At 42.9% G+C, this 15,971-nt stretch carries 14 protein-coding genes and 2 riboswitches; of the genes, 11 read left to right on the top strand and 3 right to left on the bottom strand.

Annotated elements, in window-relative coordinates:
• The first annotated feature begins 34 nt into the window (after window positions 1-34).
• Window positions 35-565: a cob(I)yrinic acid a,c-diamide adenosyltransferase gene (locus EAL2_RS08580; RefSeq protein ID WP_025435989.1), complete on the top strand. Its 531-nt coding sequence runs from the start codon at window positions 35-37 to the stop codon at window positions 563-565.
• Window positions 566-664: 99 nt separating this feature from the next.
• Here EAL2_RS08580 and EAL2_RS08575 read toward each other — a convergent pair whose 3' ends face one another.
• Window positions 665-1,294, bottom strand: a complete 630-nt coding sequence (locus EAL2_RS08575; RefSeq protein WP_322787232.1) for an HAD family hydrolase — start codon at window positions 1,292-1,294, stop codon at window positions 665-667.
• Window positions 1,295-1,460: 166 nt separating this feature from the next.
• Between EAL2_RS08575 and EAL2_RS08570 the strand changes: the two genes are divergently transcribed.
• Window positions 1,461-2,558 carry a hypothetical protein gene (locus tag EAL2_RS08570; RefSeq protein ID WP_025435988.1) on the top strand — a complete coding sequence of 366 codons (1,098 nt, stop codon included), beginning with the start codon at window positions 1,461-1,463 and terminating at the stop codon, window positions 2,556-2,558.
• Between the two features lie 23 nt (window positions 2,559-2,581).
• Here the strand turns inward: EAL2_RS08570 and EAL2_RS08565 are convergent, their stop codons facing one another.
• Window positions 2,582-4,549 (bottom strand): cell division FtsA domain-containing protein, encoded by a 1,968-nt coding sequence (locus EAL2_RS08565; protein ID WP_025435987.1) that lies wholly within the window; start codon window positions 4,547-4,549, stop codon window positions 2,582-2,584.
• A 199-nt stretch (window positions 4,550-4,748) separates the two neighbouring features.
• Between EAL2_RS08565 and EAL2_RS08560 the strand changes: the two genes are divergently transcribed.
• The 4 genes from EAL2_RS08560 (at window position 4,749) to EAL2_RS08545 (ending at window position 8,587) form a co-directional block, all read left to right on the top strand.
• Complete coding sequence (locus EAL2_RS08560; RefSeq protein WP_025435986.1) at window positions 4,749-5,456, top strand: stalk domain-containing protein; 708 nt, start codon at window positions 4,749-4,751, stop codon at window positions 5,454-5,456.
• A gap of 19 nt (window positions 5,457-5,475) precedes the next feature.
• Window positions 5,476-6,852, top strand: coding sequence for a pyridoxal phosphate-dependent decarboxylase family protein (locus EAL2_RS08555; protein ID WP_025435985.1), 1,377 nt, complete (start codon window positions 5,476-5,478; stop codon window positions 6,850-6,852).
• A gap of 230 nt (window positions 6,853-7,082) precedes the next feature.
• Window positions 7,083-7,712, top strand: a complete 630-nt coding sequence (locus EAL2_RS08550; protein WP_025435984.1) for a cyclodeaminase/cyclohydrolase family protein — start codon at window positions 7,083-7,085, stop codon at window positions 7,710-7,712.
• Window positions 7,713-7,726: 14 nt separating this feature from the next.
• Window positions 7,727-8,587 (top strand): bifunctional 5,10-methylenetetrahydrofolate dehydrogenase/5,10-methenyltetrahydrofolate cyclohydrolase, encoded by an 861-nt coding sequence (locus EAL2_RS08545; protein WP_025435983.1) that lies wholly within the window; start codon window positions 7,727-7,729, stop codon window positions 8,585-8,587.
• A 106-nt stretch (window positions 8,588-8,693) separates the two neighbouring features.
• Here the strand turns inward: EAL2_RS08545 and ymfI are convergent, their stop codons facing one another.
• Window positions 8,694-9,428 (bottom strand): elongation factor P 5-aminopentanone reductase, encoded by a 735-nt coding sequence (gene ymfI, locus EAL2_RS08540; RefSeq protein WP_025435982.1) that lies wholly within the window; start codon window positions 9,426-9,428, stop codon window positions 8,694-8,696.
• Between the two features lie 368 nt (window positions 9,429-9,796).
• On the opposite strand from ymfI, the gene EAL2_RS08535 reads away from it, so the two are divergent.
• The 5 genes from EAL2_RS08535 to gcvPB all read left to right on the top strand — a co-directional run bounded on the left by EAL2_RS08535 (window position 9,797) and on the right by gcvPB (window position 15,943).
• A complete protein-coding gene (locus EAL2_RS08535) occupies window positions 9,797-10,492 on the top strand; it encodes a C40 family peptidase (RefSeq protein ID WP_025435981.1) in 696 nt (231 codons plus the stop codon).
• A gap of 521 nt (window positions 10,493-11,013) precedes the next feature.
• Window positions 11,014-11,132: riboswitch (glycine riboswitch) on the top strand.
• Between the two features lie 3 nt (window positions 11,133-11,135).
• Window positions 11,136-11,228: riboswitch (glycine riboswitch) on the top strand.
• Window positions 11,229-11,508: 280 nt separating this feature from the next.
• Window positions 11,509-12,624 carry a glycine cleavage system aminomethyltransferase GcvT gene (gcvT, locus tag EAL2_RS08530; RefSeq protein ID WP_025435980.1) on the top strand — a complete coding sequence of 372 codons (1,116 nt, stop codon included), beginning with the start codon at window positions 11,509-11,511 and terminating at the stop codon, window positions 12,622-12,624.
• 134 nt (window positions 12,625-12,758) lie between these two features.
• Window positions 12,759-13,145: a glycine cleavage system protein GcvH gene (gcvH, locus tag EAL2_RS08525; RefSeq protein WP_025435979.1), complete on the top strand. Its 387-nt coding sequence runs from the start codon at window positions 12,759-12,761 to the stop codon at window positions 13,143-13,145.
• A 1-nt stretch (window position 13,146) separates the two neighbouring features.
• Window positions 13,147-14,487 (top strand): aminomethyl-transferring glycine dehydrogenase subunit GcvPA, encoded by a 1,341-nt coding sequence (gene gcvPA, locus EAL2_RS08520; protein WP_025435978.1) that lies wholly within the window; start codon window positions 13,147-13,149, stop codon window positions 14,485-14,487.
• 1 nt (window position 14,488) lies between these two features.
• Complete coding sequence (gene gcvPB, locus EAL2_RS08515; RefSeq protein ID WP_025435977.1) at window positions 14,489-15,943, top strand: aminomethyl-transferring glycine dehydrogenase subunit GcvPB; 1,455 nt, start codon at window positions 14,489-14,491, stop codon at window positions 15,941-15,943.
• Window positions 15,944-15,971: the final 28 nt, after the last annotated feature.

The raw sequence follows: 15,971 nt of genomic DNA, 5'->3' as shown, positions 1-15,971 counted from the left end.
TATAAAGACTAAATAAATGTATAGGAGATGAAGCATGGAAGGCAAAGGGCTTATTCAGATATACACAGGTGATGGGAAGGGCAAGACAACGGCAGCTATAGGGCAGGGAATAAGGGCGTGCGGAAGAGGTTGCAGGGTAATAATGGTGCAGTTTCTTAAGACATCGGATTCTGGAGAGCTTGAAATCATCAAAAAAATAGACGGCTTTGACGTATTCAGGTTCCAGACTCAAGAGGGCTTTTACTGGAATCTTGATGAAGCCGGCAGGAGCAGAGTGGAAGCTGAAACAAAGGCAGCGCTTGAATTTGCAGAAAGAGTCATGGCTGATAAAAAGTGCGATATTCTCATACTTGACGAAATACTCGGAGCTCTCTCGAACGGGCTCGTAAAGCTCGACAGCCTGATCAGGCTTCTGGGAAACAAGCCAGAGGGCATGGAGGTCGTATTGACAGGCAGAGGAGCGCCGGAGGAGCTCATAGAGAAGGCTGACCTTGTCACGCAGATGCAGAAGGTAAAGCATCCGCTTGACAAGGGTATAGGAGCAAGAAGAGGCATAGAATACTAAGCTACACTTCTATAAGGTTAACATTTGAATCAAGGCTGTATATTACATCCTTACGTTCAACGACAATCTGTATTTTCTTGGAGAGGGTTTTCTCACCTTTTATTTTTTTATAAGCTCGTGAGTGGGGTTTATGGCCACCGGATATTTGACTTTTTTGAGCATAGATATGTCGCCGTTCGTATCCCCATACGCGTAGCTTTGGGATATGTCTATGTCGTATTTTTTGATGAATTCCTTTATGGCCACTATCTTGTCCTTTGATTCCCACATGGGGACTATTTCTCCGGTGAAAACACTGTCCTTGAAAATATATTTTGTGCCTATATAGTCAGTGGCATTATACATTTTTGACATTTTTTCAACAAGAAAATCCGGACTGCCTGAAATGAATATTACTGTGTGCCCCATATCAACGTGTTTTTTTATCATGGTTCGCGTGTATCTGTACACTTTTTCGAACTTGACCTCAACAATCTTTTCGCTTGTGTAGTCTATTATTTCGCGTCTTACACCTTTGAGTGAGTTTACATAAATTTGAGCGGCCTCTAGCAGGTAGGAATCATATTCACCTCTTCTGGTGAGCCATTTGTCATATGTATACTTAAGCTTGTCAGTCCAGTGCTTTTCCGGTATGACCTCGAACTTCACCAGTTTTTTGAAGTGCTCAATCATGAGCGAATCCCTGTGCAATGTACCGTCTATGTCAAAGAAAGCAGCAATATTGCCCATATGTTCACACCGCCTTTTGTTATATATTTGCAGAGTCTTTTAGCTATTATACAACAAAACTGTAATTATTAATCTTTAAAATGGAAAATGGCTTGGCAATGGTGTTAAAAGTGTTGCTTTTGTTGTAGAATAATAGGATGTAGAATTAAATAAAGAAGGTGTGTTTATGGAATTTTTATCAGCGGTAGCCACAAACTCCAGACTTATGGGAAGTGTAGGGCTGAGGGTGGCATGGGAATTGCCCGATGGAAGGCTTGATCAGTTTTTTCTGCTTGATGCAGAGGGCCTGGGCATAGCAGATTATGTGGGGATAAAAAATGGCGACTCAAGAAAGCTGCATTCGGAAACTGAAAGGCTAATGGGCGGACTTGGCGCTGAAAGGATAAAACTTGCGTTTGCCGAAGCTGTGACGTTAATAAAGGACTATGCAAAAAGAAATGAAAGCTATGGAAAGCCATTGCCTGAAAACAGGAGAGATTTTGAATTCATACTGAATATGCAGCCGGCGGATGTGGATGCACAGGAGCTTTTTTTCAAGCTGTGCAAGGAAATTGAGACACCGGTTGAATTCATAAACTATATGGTGATGCGTTTTGTTGCAATGGATAAAGAGGCAATAGGTTATTTCGGCGACAACAAGGACATATCCGGAATGTACATAACAAGTGCAAACGCTTCACTCCTTAAAAACAGTGTCAAAAAAGCCAGCAAGCGCGGCTCCGGTTACGTATCAAGGCTGATATACGAGGAGGGCGGCGAGTACACCAGGTGCACACTTGGAATGTCTATGAAGCTAGTTGAAAACAGGTACATGATAGGGGCAATAACAATAGGAGAGGTGGCAAGCCTGGATGCGGCTGAAGCATTTGACGAAATAAGAAGGGAAGAGTACATAGGCATATACCAGATAGATTTCCCAGAGGAATTCGAGAAGACATTTTTGTATGACATGAGCCACTGTCTTAAGAGCTCTTTTGAAAATGGAACAATGCTTACCGAGTTCAGACAGGATAATTCGCATGTAAAAAGTCCGGAGTATCTAATAAGCAACGACATAGCTTCCATATATTTCATTACAAATACAGGTCAGCTCATTGTGGCAAATTACTATCCTCACGAAAGGATAGATGCGGACAGCAGGCTGTTGAATTGCTACAGTGAATATCTGACGCTTGGGGATGAGTTCGTTTTCCCGGCGTCAGTCATATACGAGTTCGCTCTCGGCAGCTGTGAGAGTTTTTACAGCTTTTTGACAAAAAGATAAGTGCAGGTATCCTGCACTTATTTCTATTTCCAGCTTATTTCGACTGAATCGCCATTTTTGAGCTCGTGCATGAATTCAGCTCTATTGCCGTTGACGAGCAGCGTTAAAAATCCCTTGGGCTTAGATATGTCGAAGTCTATATATTCAAATATGTCAGTAAGCACGAAGGTTGATTTGCCGTGGGCTATTTCTAGCTCCTGTCCGTTTACTGTAAGCATCAGATGGTTACCCGGAGTGCCTTGAAAAAGTTCGCTGTATGGAGACTCTAAGTGTCTTGAGGCATCAATATCGTCCGGACTTGGAGTTTCTATGGGTTCTTCAACTTCAAGAGCTTGCAAATCATCTTGTAAGCCGATTTGCAAATCAGCCTGCAAATCGGCGTCTGAATCGGTGGAAGCCGCGGACGGAATAACGTCAATAATATCGCCGTCAGACACAGATGCATCCAAATCCGCAATCTTGTCATTGAGTCTGACTTCATAGCCTTCAAGCGATTCTGCTGCTATGCCTTCGAGCTCAAGGCACTCGAGAATTGAAACAGCCGGGGATTTACCCTTGCGGGCAGGCACGATTGTTATGTCGCAGCCGTCGCTGATGGTGTCCATAAGATTGGCAGGAGAGCCGTTTATACTAATCTGGGCGGGTTCGCCCGGAAGCCCTTTTAGGAGCCTTTGCTCGCCAACTATGAAATACGAGATATCATCGCCCTTTTCAGGTATGAGATTTCTTGGCTTAAAGCCCACTGACAGCAGTGCGTCAGACACCTTGAGCTGCTTTGAGTTGAAAAGCCTTACCGTGCTTTCGTTCAGATTGACCTCTATGAAATTTTTGCGCGCATTCAATGAATGGTTGAGAGCTATCCCAAGAGGAGTTATAGACTGGGGCCCCTGCAGACTCTTTGGGATGTCAATGAATTCAACAGCTATTGAAGAGTCCCTTATGACGACGCGCTCCTTTGGGATACCCATGTGCTCGGCAATCATATCGCCCAGCAAAGGTATCTGGCTGCCTCCTCCCACGAGGAAAACCGCTCCCGGAGCTTTGCCGTTGTGAGAGAGTATTTCGTCAGCGATTTTATGCGCCATGCTCCTGATGGAATCCTCTATGCAGGAAATTATATCTGCTGAAGGTATTGTCTGCTCTATGCCGACAACATCCATGAATTTCACTTCACTTTGAGCTGTGAGCTGGATTTTCACAGACTCTGCCGTATCAAAATCCAGAAGAAAATTTTTCGCAATATCTTCTGTTATGCTGTCACCTGCTCCTGACACCATCGCATAGGATGTTATTGTGCCCTGGTTTGTAATTGCAATATCGCAAGTGCCGGCGCCTATGTCGACCATTGCAAGATTCAGAAGTCGCATGTTCTTTTTTATAGCCACATTCATTGATGCTATAGGCTCGAGAGTCAGGCTCTCTATCTCAAGGCCTACCCTGTCCATAACGCTGTAGAGGCTGTCAACTACAACGTTGGGAAGGAAGGTGGCCAGCACTTCAACCTCAATGCTGTTGCCCCTGTGCCCGACAAGGTTTTCTATAAACAGGCCGTCCAGATAGTATGCTGTGGCGGTATGGCCTACGCAGTAATATTTGGAGTCGCCTTCTGTAAGATTTTCTTCCAGCAGATTCTGGGCGTTTTGGACGCCTTCGAGTTCGAGGCTTTCTACTACAGGCTGCTCTATTTCGCTCAAAAAATCAACGTCGAGCTTGGCTTTTGCCCTGCATGTCTTGAGCGACCTTCCTGCAGCAGCTACGGCGACCCGCTCCAGTCTGGATCCCGTTTGTTCCTCAAGCGAAGCCTTCACCCTGGATACAACACGCGCAACCCCATCGATATTGTGTATCTGGCCGTCATACATGTTTCTGTCGTCATGTTCAGCCACGGAGCTTGCTATTATTTTCAGCACTTCCCCTTCACGTTTGCATACCAGGCCTATTATGGTCCTGGTTCCTATATCAAGAGCAAATATCAAATCGCTTACACGCATTAGACTAATCTCCCTTTGAACATATTTGTTTCATGAAAATGCCATAACTTAATAATATAATAACTGGCGCTGGATTTTCAATTGAAAAACCCGAAAAATTAGATATACTTCCCCAGCTTCGAAAACAGTTTGCCGTGAGTAGATACAGATAAAGGGTATAATAAAAAAATATCCATCGACTAGGCAAGGGGGGAGAATTATGAAAAAATTCGTTGTTACTGCAATTACGCTTGCCGCAGTATCAGGAGCAGCATTTGCATATGAAGGAGAAATAAAGGAAATAGCAGCCCATATAAATGAGCAGATAAACGTCTACATTGATGGGGAACAGGCGGGGGAAGAATTCGCTCCTATAATATACGAAGGCAGGGCTTACATGCCAATTCGAGCAGTTTCTGAAAAGCTGGGAATAAAGATATACTGGAACGAGGAGCAAAAGAGCATTGAGCTTGGCGCAAAAAAAGATGCCTATCAGTTAACGGCAGCAGACTATGAAGACAGGTTCTACTCGGAGTTCACATCGGACAAGGAACTCTTGACTCTAGGCGGCAATAGCAGTGATTACGGCATAATTTTCAGGAGGGACTACGGAGATTTTGGAGACTATGAAGGCGGCTATGTGAACTATGCGGCTGTCGTAAAACCTGGCGGGAACCACACCAAATTCGGCGGCACAATCAGGATGGAGAACAACACAAATGCAGAGAAGGTTCTCTTCAAGTTTTATGAGAACTATGTGGAGGACAGGCTCATAAAGGAAATAGAGGTTAAAAGGGGCGAAGATGTCCAATTTGAAATAGACATAAGCTCAGTAGACAAATTATATATATATCAAAGAAGTGAAGACAGGCTTGAAAAGTTCAGCGATCCTGTGAAAATGATAATAGCAGAGCCGTATTTCAAATAATCTAAAGTGAGGCGATACAATGCTTGAGCTCGAAAAAATGGATATCCATATTGAAAGCGTAATGGAGCTGATTAAAAAATATCAAAGCGGAATTTCGTCAGGCCGAGTACTGCCCAAGGCTTCAAGAAGAGAAATGGAAGACCTGTTGTTTGAGGAAATGCCGATTCAGGGAAAAGATGCCGAAGCTGTCATAGAGGAGTTTGCAGACAAGATTATACCAAATTCGACAAAGGTGGGCAGCGCGAGGTTTCTCTCGTGGATAATAACAAGCCCTTCACAGGCTGGAATATTGGGAGAGATGGCCAATATTGGGCTTAGCCAGGCTCCTTTCCTGTTCAAGGCCGGACCTGCCGCAACGGTCATAGAGGACATGATAATAAACTGGATTAAGGGTATTTTCGATTTTCCGGAGGGAGCAGGCGGCATACTCGTGAGCGGGGGAAGCGTCTCCACCCTCACGGCGCTCGGGGCGGCCAGGGAGGCTATGTTTCCGGGAGTCACCGAGAACGGGATGCATTCCCTCGAGAAGCCTCTTGCTCTTTACACGTCAAAAAAAGCGCATGCTTCGATAGACAAGGCAATAGGTGCTTTGGGCTTTGGGAAGAAAATGCTAAGAAAGATAGGCGTGGATTCCCAGTACCGCATTGATCCAAAAGAACTCGAGGAGAGTATAATAAAAGACCGGCAAAACGGCTGCATGCCATTTTGCATAATAGCGCAGGCCGGCACTTCTGTTGCAGGCGCTGTAGATGACATCCAGAGGCTTTCGGAAATTGCAAAAAAATATGGGCTATGGCTGCATGTGGACGGAGCGTACGGGGGCGGAGCCATACTAACAACAAAAGGCAAGGAGCTGCTAAGGGGCATTCAGGAGGCTGACTCAATATCGGTAGACCCGCACAAGTGGTTTTTCATACCGCCCGAAGCCGGGTGCGTGCTTTTGAAGGATAGAAGGCACCTTTACAACGCATACAGGATGGGGCAGGATGAGTACAACCCAAAGACCCCGGTGGAATTTGTTAATTACGGCATACAGTCGACAAGAATGTCAAGGGCGATAAAGATATGGTTTGCATTCAAGATATACGGCACGCAGACTCTAGCGGCTGCGATTGAAAAAAACATTGAGCTTGCGAAGGCCTTCCATGAAGGACTTGCGGATATAAAAGGGGTGAGCAGGCTCAACAATCCAATGACAAGCGCTGTGTGTTTTTCTTTTGAAGGAGGCCAGGAGGAGAACGAAGGCTTCCTGAGATACATTGAAGAAGAGTTCTTTCTTTCTCCGGCAGTGCTCGGCGGAAAGCACTGCATAAGGGCATGCTTTTCAAATTACAGGACCAAGAAAGGGCATGTTGAAGAGCTTCTGGAATTAATACGAGAATTCAAGCGGAGTTAGCGGCTGATTAAACAAACCTTATTAAAAAAATAAATTAGATAAATAAATAACATTTTCAATAGAAATTATTGTCGACTTCTTTATTTTGTTAAAGAAATACTTATTGCAAAAATCTCAAGAACAATTGAACTTGATGAAAACGATTGTTATAATACACCTAACAGACGGCAGATGATTTAGAAAATTTAGACAAATAAACAAAAAATAAATTACTAAAGGGGAGTAGTTTTATGGCAATGATGGACAAGAACTGTAGAGAATTTGTTGAAGCATTGGCATCAAAGGCACCTGTGCCTGGCGGCGGAGGTGCGGCTGCTTATGGCGGAGCAGTTGGGATGGCCCTATCTACAATGGTTGGAAACTACACTGTAGGCAAAAAGAAATACGCCGATGTTGAAGACGAGGTTAAAGAGCTGATGGCGCAGGGAGAGAAGATACAAGCTGAGCTTTTGGCACTGGTAGAAAAGGATGCAGAAGTATTCGAGCCGCTCTCTAAGGCTTACGGACTTCCAACTGAAACAGACGAGCAGAAAAAAATAAAGGCCGAAACACTTGAAAAAGAGTCAATAAATGCATGCTCTGTGCCAATGGAGATAATGAGGAAGGCATATGAAGGCATAAAAGTACATAAGCGCATGGGTGAAATAGGAAGCCTGCTTGTCATTTCAGATGTCGGCTGTGGAGTCGTATTCCTGAAATCAGCTCTTATAGCTGGAAAGCTTAATGTTGTAATCAATCTGAAGACTATAAAAGACGAAGAATTTGTAAGCAAGGCAAGAGAAGAAATGGAACGTCTGGTAGCCGAAGGCTGCAAAATAGCAGATGAAACTCTTGAGGCTGTAATTGAAAAAATATCATAGGGGGAATTGTTGAAATGGCAGAAAGGTTAATGGGTAAAGAGGTTGCTGCTGCTATCAAGGAAGAGCTCTCTTCAAAGGTTGCCGCGTTAAAAGATAAAAACATCACTCCAAAGCTCGGGATTGTAAGAGTTGGGGCCAGACCAGACGATTTGTTTTATGAAGGCGGAGCAAAGAAGACATGTGAATCTATAGGCATGGATTTTGAAGTGTTCGAGTATCCAGAGGATATAACTCAGGAAGCTTTTGAAAGCGCTGTAAAAGACGTAAATGCCAGAAAAGACGTAAACGGCATACTTATGTTTAGTCCACTGCCAAAGCATCTGAAGGAGCCTGAAATCAGAGAGCTGATCTCGACAGAAAAGGACGTGGATTGCCTTACTGTAGGCAGCCAGGCAAAGGTTTTCATAGGCGACAAAACGGGATTCGCTCCTTGCACTCCAGCCGCAGTTATGGATATTCTACATCACTTCAATATTCCTGTAGCGGGCAAAAAAGCTGTTGTACTTGGAAGATCTCTAGTTGTTGGCAAGCCGCTGGCTATGCTGCTGCTAGGAGAAAATGCCACTGTAACAATATGCCACTCAAGAACAGAAAATCTTCCAGAGGTTTGCAAGGACGCAGACATACTGATCGCAGCAGTCGGCAGAGCAAAGATGGTTAAAGCCAATTTTGTAAAGCCTGGCCAGACTGTAATCGATGTGGGCATCAACGAAGATCCTGAGAATCCTGGAAAATATTGCGGCGACGTTGACTACAACGAGGTTGCGGAAATTGTCGAGAAGATAACCCCAGTGCCAGCCGGCGTTGGTTCGGTTACAACTTCAGTGCTTTGCAAGCAGACAATAAGAGCCTGCGAGATGCAAAACGGATTATAAATAAAAAGCATTGCAAACTAAAAAACGTCCCAAATTACGGATATGAAATCTTAATTTGGGACGTTTTTCTTTTCTTTTATGTTTTTTTGCTAATTGTGAAATAGTCTTACACGACGTATCCACCATTGACGCTGAGCACATGGCCCGTTATAAAGTCGGCGTCCTCGGAAGCCAGGAAAAGCGCGCTGGCGGCTATGTTGTGAGGCTTGCCCAGTCTCATGAGAGGTGTGTCGTACCTAAGCACCTCAAGCTCCTCGTCTGTGTAATCGCTTAGCATGTCAGTTTGTATTACGCCTGGAGCTATGCAGTTGACTTGTATATTGGAAGGTCCAAGCTCCTTGGCTAGTGCTTTTGTAAAGCCTATGACCCCTGCCTTTGCCGCGGAGTAGTGAACCTCGCACGAGCCGCCCACAAGCCCCCACATCGAAGATATGTTTATTATTTTGCCTTTTTTAGCAGGAAGCATATACCTTAGCGCACTCTGCGTGCAGTTGAAAACGCCCTTGAGATTTGTCGCGAAGACGCTGTCCCATTCGGCTTCGGTAATGTCAGTAAAAAGATTTGAAACGGATATGCCGGCATTATTTACAAGCACATCGACTGAACCAAACTCCCTGATACAAAGATCCACCATTGCATCAACCTCGGATCTGACGCTCACGTCAGCCTTGAATGCGAGTCCAGAGAGGCCCTGAGCGTTAAGGAGAGCTTCAAATTCGAGAGCTTCCCTGGAAGAGCTGTTGTAGTTTATTATTACATTGTATCCTTTGCAGGCAAAGTTTTCGGCTATGGAGCGGCCTATCCCTTTAGATGCCCCTGTTATAATTGCAGTCTTTTTCATTTATACCACCTGGATTCCAAATTTCAAAACAGAATAAGCAGAACATAAGTTCATTTTACATCAAACAATCGCAAAGATAAAGTTTCAATATTATTGTTAAAGGGTATTAATAAATTTGCTAGCAGTCCCACACTGCCCGCACTATCTCTATTTCCATATTAACTGCAAAGGCAGGCGCAAGTCGTTGCCTTTGCGCGTTAATATGCACATTTCACAGCAATAAAAATTGCGATTTCAGAAATCGAAATTTGACATATACGAGGCATATGCGTATAATGTTAATAAATAAATGTTTATAAAAAATACTTGTACAAGTGAGGCTGTATCCGTGAAAAGATAACAAGACAAAAACATTACATGGAGGGTATATGATTAAAAAAATCTTACTGAGCGCATCGCTCATACTGATGCTCCTTAATATGGGAATATCATCAGGGTTTGCGCAAGAGGTCCCAAATGCATATGTCAAAGTCAGCAGCTTAAATGTAAGAAATGGCGCAGATATTAATTCGCAGGTTATAGGAAAAGTAGTATCAGGTCAGAAGCTTGAAATTATCGAGCAGTCTGGCAAATGGTCAAAAGCAAGGCTTGAAAACGGAAGTATAGGCTGGGTTTATTCTGAATACATAAGTTCAAACGGCAGTACATACTTGCAAAACAGCGGTTCGCAGGTTGTTAGCAGAGGTGGTTCAAGATCATCAAGCCTAATGGTTGTTGCAAATGCAAAGCTTGGAGCAAAGTATTCAAGAGGCGCTGAAGGTCCTGACAGATTTGACTGCTCGGGATTTGTAAAGTATGTTTATAAAGAAGTGTTTGGCAAAGTGCTGCCGCACAGTTCAAAGTCTCAGAGTCAGTTGGGCAGTGCTGTTTCGAGAGAAGCTGTTCAAACTGGGGACATTGTAGTATTTGCCACGGCAGGCAGCAGCAGTGTAAATCACTCGGGAATATATATGAATGATGGCAAGTTTATACATGCCTCCTCCTATGACGGTAAGGTTGTGATTTCGGACATGAGCTCCGGGCATTATTACAGGGCCTTTAGGGGAGCCAGACGGCTTAATTAAATAATGAGTATAGTGACAGAGCATAGAATACCATGTGCTCTGTCTTTTTTTATTTTTGCTATGGAAAAAACACCATATAAGCTATACAATATAATATAAGTGAGACAAATAAACTGATTTGCATAAAATAATGATGCAACATAAGCTGTAAAAGCAATAATGCTGACGAGTATATGAATCAATTATTAAATTAATGACATCCCATTATAAATATATGGCATACTAAGGCAAGCTTGGATTGAAATGATATTAACAAAAATCCTGTTTGAAAAGTAAATATTTCAGTGCCAATGAGGATAAAACCAGCACAAACAAGCTCAATTTCCAATCAGCTGAAATCAAAGAGATAGAGTGAAACGGTGTATTATTAAGATACAAAGAGTAAAAGCCGGGTTGGGCATGAGCTTCGCTTGCCTTTTGAAATGCAATGCAAGGTTCAGAAAATTTAGTTAAATTAATATCTTTGGTTGAAATGAAGTTTAATGTATTATATTATAACCTTAAATCAGAATACGGACCAAATGAAGGCAGCGAGAGATATTCATGCTTATTCAAATAAACATGGATGGCCGACGGGGCAATATAAGAGAATTGCCAATTCCTTATAGAATCTTTCAGGCGAAAATATCGTTGCTCGATGGAGCTCTGAAGAGATCGCACATTAAACGTGCGACACCGAAGGAGAAAGTGCAAAGTGTAAAGATTTGCATGTAAACTCTCAGGTAAAGAGACAGAGAATATAGTGGCGTATGTATTTTCATGCGAATTTGTCATTGTATTCTTTTTTTATACCCATAATACGATAATTTTGTAATTTATGGGAGCGATTGCAAGTGTTTGAATCGTAATGAATGGGTATAGAGGTAATGAAAAGGTACTAGTGAAGAGAAACCAGTTGTAATTTTAAGAGAGAGCGGCTATGCACCACTGATGAATTGCTTGCTTTATAATCAACAGATTAGTTATACATAAAGCGAAACTAAGACAGGACTGCTGTTCTGGGAGGAGGATTTTTAATGGAAAATGTTAAAAAGACAGCCCTTTACGATCTTCATGTGAAATACGGGGGCAAAATAATTGAATTCTGTGGTTGGGCTCTGCCTACTCAATACGAGGGCGGCGGAATAAACGCTGAGCACGAGGCTGTTAGAACTGCAGCTGGTATGTTCGACGTATCTCACATGGGTGAGGTTGAAGTTAAGGGTAAGGAAGCTGAAAAATTCATAAATTATCTTGTGCCTAATGATATAACTGTATTGGAGCCAAACCAGGTTCTATACACTCAGTTCTGCTATCCTCACGGAGGAACTGTAGACGACCTGCTTGTTTACAAATACACTAATGAAGACTATCTGCTTGTTATAAACGCTGCTAACGTAGACAAGGACTATGCATGGATAGTTGAGAATTCTAAAGGCTTTGATGTAAGTCTTAAGAATATATCTCCTGAGGTTTCCGAAATAGCTCTTCAAGGACCTAACGCTGAGAAAATACTTCAGAAGCTTACAGATACTGATCTTGCACAGGTTAAATTCTTCTACTGCAAGAAGGACGTTAACATAGGCGGAGCAAGCTGCCTTATATCTAGAACAGGCTACACTGGTGAAGACGGCTTCGAGATATATACTTCAAACGAAGATGTTTCAGCTGTATGGGAAAAGCTTATGGAAGCAGGAAAAGATCTTGGAATCAAGCCAGCAGGACTTGGATGTAGAGATACTCTAAGATTCGAAGTTGCACTTCCACTATACGGAAACGAGCTAGGAGAAGACATATCTCCACTTGAAGCTGGACTAGGATACTTCGTTAAGCTAGACAAAGAGGCTGACTTCATAGGCAAGGAAGCTCTTAAGAAGCAAAAGGCTGAAGGTCTTAAGAGAAAGCTTGTTGGACTTGAGCTAAAAGGCAAAGGTATAGCAAGACATGAGTGCGAAGTTTACTCAGGAGACAAGAAAGTGGGCTTTGTAACTACTGGATACCAATCTCCAAGCACTGGCAAAGTAGTGGCTCTTGCTATAGTAGATACAGAATACACTGAAATGGGAACACAGCTTGAAATTCAAATAAGAAAGAACAGAGTGCCTGCAGAAGTGGTTGCTAAGAAATTCTACAACAAAAGCTACAAAAAATAGTTTTTTGTTCGTCGGATAGTGGATATTTAAGCGCCCGTATAGTATCATATTAGTGTGCTAAAGTAACGGGTGTTACAAATAAAAAATGAAATGCCAATAAAAAATACATTTATATTTCTGAGGAGGAATTTATCATGAGCAAAATAGTACAAGGACTTTATTACACAACTCACCATGACTGGGTTAAGGTTGACGGAAACAAGGCATATGTAGGTGCTACAGACTACGCACAGCACGCTCTAGGAGATATAGTATACGTTGAGCTTCCAGAAGTGGGAGAAGAATTTGGCGTTGAAGATGCATACGGCGTTATAGAATCAGTTAAGGCGGCTTCAGATGCTTACGCTCCACTAAGCGGAAAAATAGTTGAAGTTAACAGCGAGCTTGAAGATGCTCCTGAGAGCATAAACGAAGCTCCATACGAAAAATGGCTTGTAGCTATAGAAATGAGCGACGCATCAGAACTAGAAAAACTAATGGACGCTAGCGCTTACGAAGACTTCTGCAACAAGGAGGCTTAAGATGCATAAGTATATCCCAAATACAGAGGCGGATAAGAAGTCTATGCTCGAGAGCATAGGAGTCTCGTCTATAGAAGACCTCTTCAGCGACATACCAGCTGAGCTTAAGCTGGGAAGAGAGCTTAACCTTGGCGAGCCTATGTCGGAGCTTGAGCTAGTGAAGCATATGAACGAGCTTGCTGATAAAAACAAATCAGACTTTGTTTGCTTCAGAGGAGCAGGTGCATATGATCACTACATTCCGTCGCTTATAAATCACATGTTGCTCCGTCAGGAATTCTTCACTGCATACACTCCTTATCAGCCAGAGATAAGCCAGGGTACGCTTCAGATGATATTCGAATTCCAGACAATGCTTTGCGATTTGACTGGTATGGACGTTGCCAACGCATCTATGTATGATGTTGGAACTGCTACTGTAGAAGCAGCGGTTATGGCTGTTCAAAACAAGAAAAAGTGCAAGAATGTAGTTGTGTCAAAGGCCGTTGCACCAGAGACAAGACTTATACTTCACACATATCTTAAGCAAAATGATATAGAAGTAATTGAAGTTGACACTGCAGATGGCGTAACCGATATGGACAAGCTGACTGCGGCTGTTGGAGATGAAACTGCTGGCGTAATAGTTCAAAATCCAAACTTCTTTGGAGTGTTTGAAGATGTTGAGGCAATAGCAGGAGTAGCTCATGACAAGAAAGCTCTTCTTATTGACGTTGTTGATCCGATATCTCTTGGAATCGTAAAAAGACCGGGAGACATAGGAGCAGATATAGTAGTAGGAGATGCTCAATGTTTTGGTAGCGCACTGAACTTTGGCGGACCATATATAGGCTTCCTTACAACTAAATCTAAAATGGCAAGAAAAATGCCTGGAAGAATAGTTGGACAGACAGAAGATACTGATGGCAAGAGAGGATTTGTTCTTACTCTTCAAGCTAGAGAGCAGCACATAAGAAGAGAAAAGGCAACATCCAACATATGCTCGAACCAAGGTCTGTGCACTCTTACAGTTGCAATATACCTTTCAACAATGGGCAAAAGCGGACTTAAAGAAGTTGCGCTTCAGTGCATGAACAAGGCTCAGTATGCTTACAAGAAGCTTACTGAATCAGGCAAATTCAAACCTCTATACAATAAGCCTTTCTTCAAGGAGTTTGCTCTTACAAGCGATGTAGCTGCAGCAGATGTAAATGCAAAGCTTGCTGAAAGTAACATACTTGGAGGATACGAGCTTGAGTGTGACTATCCTGAGGCTAAAAACGGACTTCTTTTCTGCGTGACAGAGAAGAGAACAAAAGAAGAGATAGACTGCCTTGCTCAGGTTATGGAGGTGAATTGCTAACATGAAGAACTACAATAAGCTTGTATTTGAGGTTTCTAAAGAAGGGAAAAAGGCATACAGCCTTCCAAAATGCGACGTGCCAGAGCTTGATGCTGCAAGCGTGATCCCTGCGGGATACCTAAGCAGTGAAGAGCCAAAGCTTCCTGAGCTTAGCGAAGTGGATGTAATAAGACACTTTACAAACCTTTCTCAAAAGAACTTTGGTCTTGACGGTGGATTCTATCCGCTTGGATCATGTACTATGAAATACAATCCAAAGATAAACGAAGACATGTGCAGAATTCCAGGACTTGTGAATGTACACCCTTACCAGCCTGAAGAGACTGTACAAGGATCCCTTGAAGTAATGTACAACCTGGCTCAGAGCCTTGCAGAAATTTCCGGTATGGACGAGGTTACTCTTCAGCCGGCAGCGGGAGCTCACGGTGAGTATGCTGGTCTTCTTTCAATAAAGGAATACCACAAAAAAAGAGGCGACCTAAAGAGAACTAAGATAATAGTTCCTGACTCAGCCCACGGAACTAACCCTGCAAGTGCATACGTTGCTGGTCTTGAAATAGTAGAGATCGAGTCTAACTCTCAAGGCGGAGTAGACATCGAAAACCTTAAGTCCGTTCTAAATGACGAGGTTGCAGGCTTCATGCTTACAAACCCAAGTACTCTTGGACTCTTCGAGGTAAACATAACAGAAATAACTAAGCTTATACACGAGGCAGGCGGACTTTGCTATTATGATGGAGCAAACCTTAATGCCATAATGGGCAAGACAAGACCTGGAGACATGGGATTTGATGTTATGCACTTCAACCTGCATAAGACTTTCTCTACTCCTCATGGTGGCGGAGGCCCAGGAGCTGGTCCTATAGGAGTTAAAGCTCATCTTGCTGAGTTCCTTCCAGTACCAGTAGTAGCCAAGAAGGACGACAAGTTCGTTCTTGACTATGACAGACCGAATTCTATGGGTAAGATTAAAAACTTCTACGGCAACTACGGTGTTTGCCTAAGAGCATATGCTTATGTAAAATCAATGGGTGCAAGCGGACTTAAGGAAGTCAGCGAAGCTGCCGTATTGAATGCCAACTACATGATGCACAAGCTCAAGGGAGAGTACAAGCTTCCATACGATCAGGTTTGCAAACACGAATTCGTGCTTGATGGACTTAGAGGAAGCGAGCTTGAAGTTACTACGCTTGATGTTGCGAAGAGACTTCTTGACTATGGCTACCATCCACCAACAGTATACTTCCCTCTCATAGTGCATCAAGCTATAATGATTGAGCCTACTGAGACTGAAGGCCGTGAAACTCTTGATGAATTTATTGATGCGCTTCTAAAGATAGCTGAAGAGGCTAAGAAAGATCCTCAGATACTCAAAAATGCACCACAGACTACTCTTGTTAAGAGACTTGATGAAGTTAAGGCTGCTAAAGACCTTATACTAAAATATCAAGGCTAAAATAGAATAGCTTATAAAAACACATGCC

It is taken from the genome of Peptoclostridium acidaminophilum DSM 3953, from assembly GCF_000597865.1.
In the GTDB taxonomy this organism is placed as follows: domain Bacteria; phylum Bacillota; class Clostridia; order Peptostreptococcales; family Peptostreptococcaceae; genus Peptoclostridium_A; species Peptoclostridium_A acidaminophilum.
Note: the sequence above shows the minus strand (reverse complement) of the source record. Positions and strands in the feature narration are given on the sequence as shown.

What these genes read in the sequence shown, in the direction of transcription:
- EAL2_RS08580 (WP_025435989.1), top strand. Translation starts at nt 35, where the DNA reads ATGGAAGGCAAAGGGCTTATTCAGATATACACAGGTGATGGGAAGGGC.
- EAL2_RS08575 (WP_322787232.1), bottom strand. Translation starts at nt 1,294, where the DNA reads ATGGGCAATATTGCTGCTTTCTTTGACATAGACGGTACATTGCACAGG.
- EAL2_RS08570 (WP_025435988.1), top strand. Translation starts at nt 1,461, where the DNA reads ATGGAATTTTTATCAGCGGTAGCCACAAACTCCAGACTTATGGGAAGT.
- EAL2_RS08565 (WP_025435987.1), bottom strand. Translation starts at nt 4,549, where the DNA reads ATGCGTGTAAGCGATTTGATATTTGCTCTTGATATAGGAACCAGGACC.
- EAL2_RS08560 (WP_025435986.1), top strand. Translation starts at nt 4,749, where the DNA reads ATGAAAAAATTCGTTGTTACTGCAATTACGCTTGCCGCAGTATCAGGA.
- EAL2_RS08555 (WP_025435985.1), top strand. Translation starts at nt 5,476, where the DNA reads ATGCTTGAGCTCGAAAAAATGGATATCCATATTGAAAGCGTAATGGAG.
- EAL2_RS08550 (WP_025435984.1), top strand. Translation starts at nt 7,083, where the DNA reads ATGGCAATGATGGACAAGAACTGTAGAGAATTTGTTGAAGCATTGGCA.
- EAL2_RS08545 (WP_025435983.1), top strand. Translation starts at nt 7,727, where the DNA reads ATGGCAGAAAGGTTAATGGGTAAAGAGGTTGCTGCTGCTATCAAGGAA.
- ymfI (WP_025435982.1), bottom strand. Translation starts at nt 9,428, where the DNA reads ATGAAAAAGACTGCAATTATAACAGGGGCATCTAAAGGGATAGGCCGC.
- EAL2_RS08535 (WP_025435981.1), top strand. Translation starts at nt 9,797, where the DNA reads ATGATTAAAAAAATCTTACTGAGCGCATCGCTCATACTGATGCTCCTT.
- gcvT (WP_025435980.1), top strand. Translation starts at nt 11,509, where the DNA reads ATGGAAAATGTTAAAAAGACAGCCCTTTACGATCTTCATGTGAAATAC.
- gcvH (WP_025435979.1), top strand. Translation starts at nt 12,759, where the DNA reads ATGAGCAAAATAGTACAAGGACTTTATTACACAACTCACCATGACTGG.
- gcvPA (WP_025435978.1), top strand. Translation starts at nt 13,147, where the DNA reads ATGCATAAGTATATCCCAAATACAGAGGCGGATAAGAAGTCTATGCTC.
- gcvPB (WP_025435977.1), top strand. Translation starts at nt 14,489, where the DNA reads ATGAAGAACTACAATAAGCTTGTATTTGAGGTTTCTAAAGAAGGGAAA.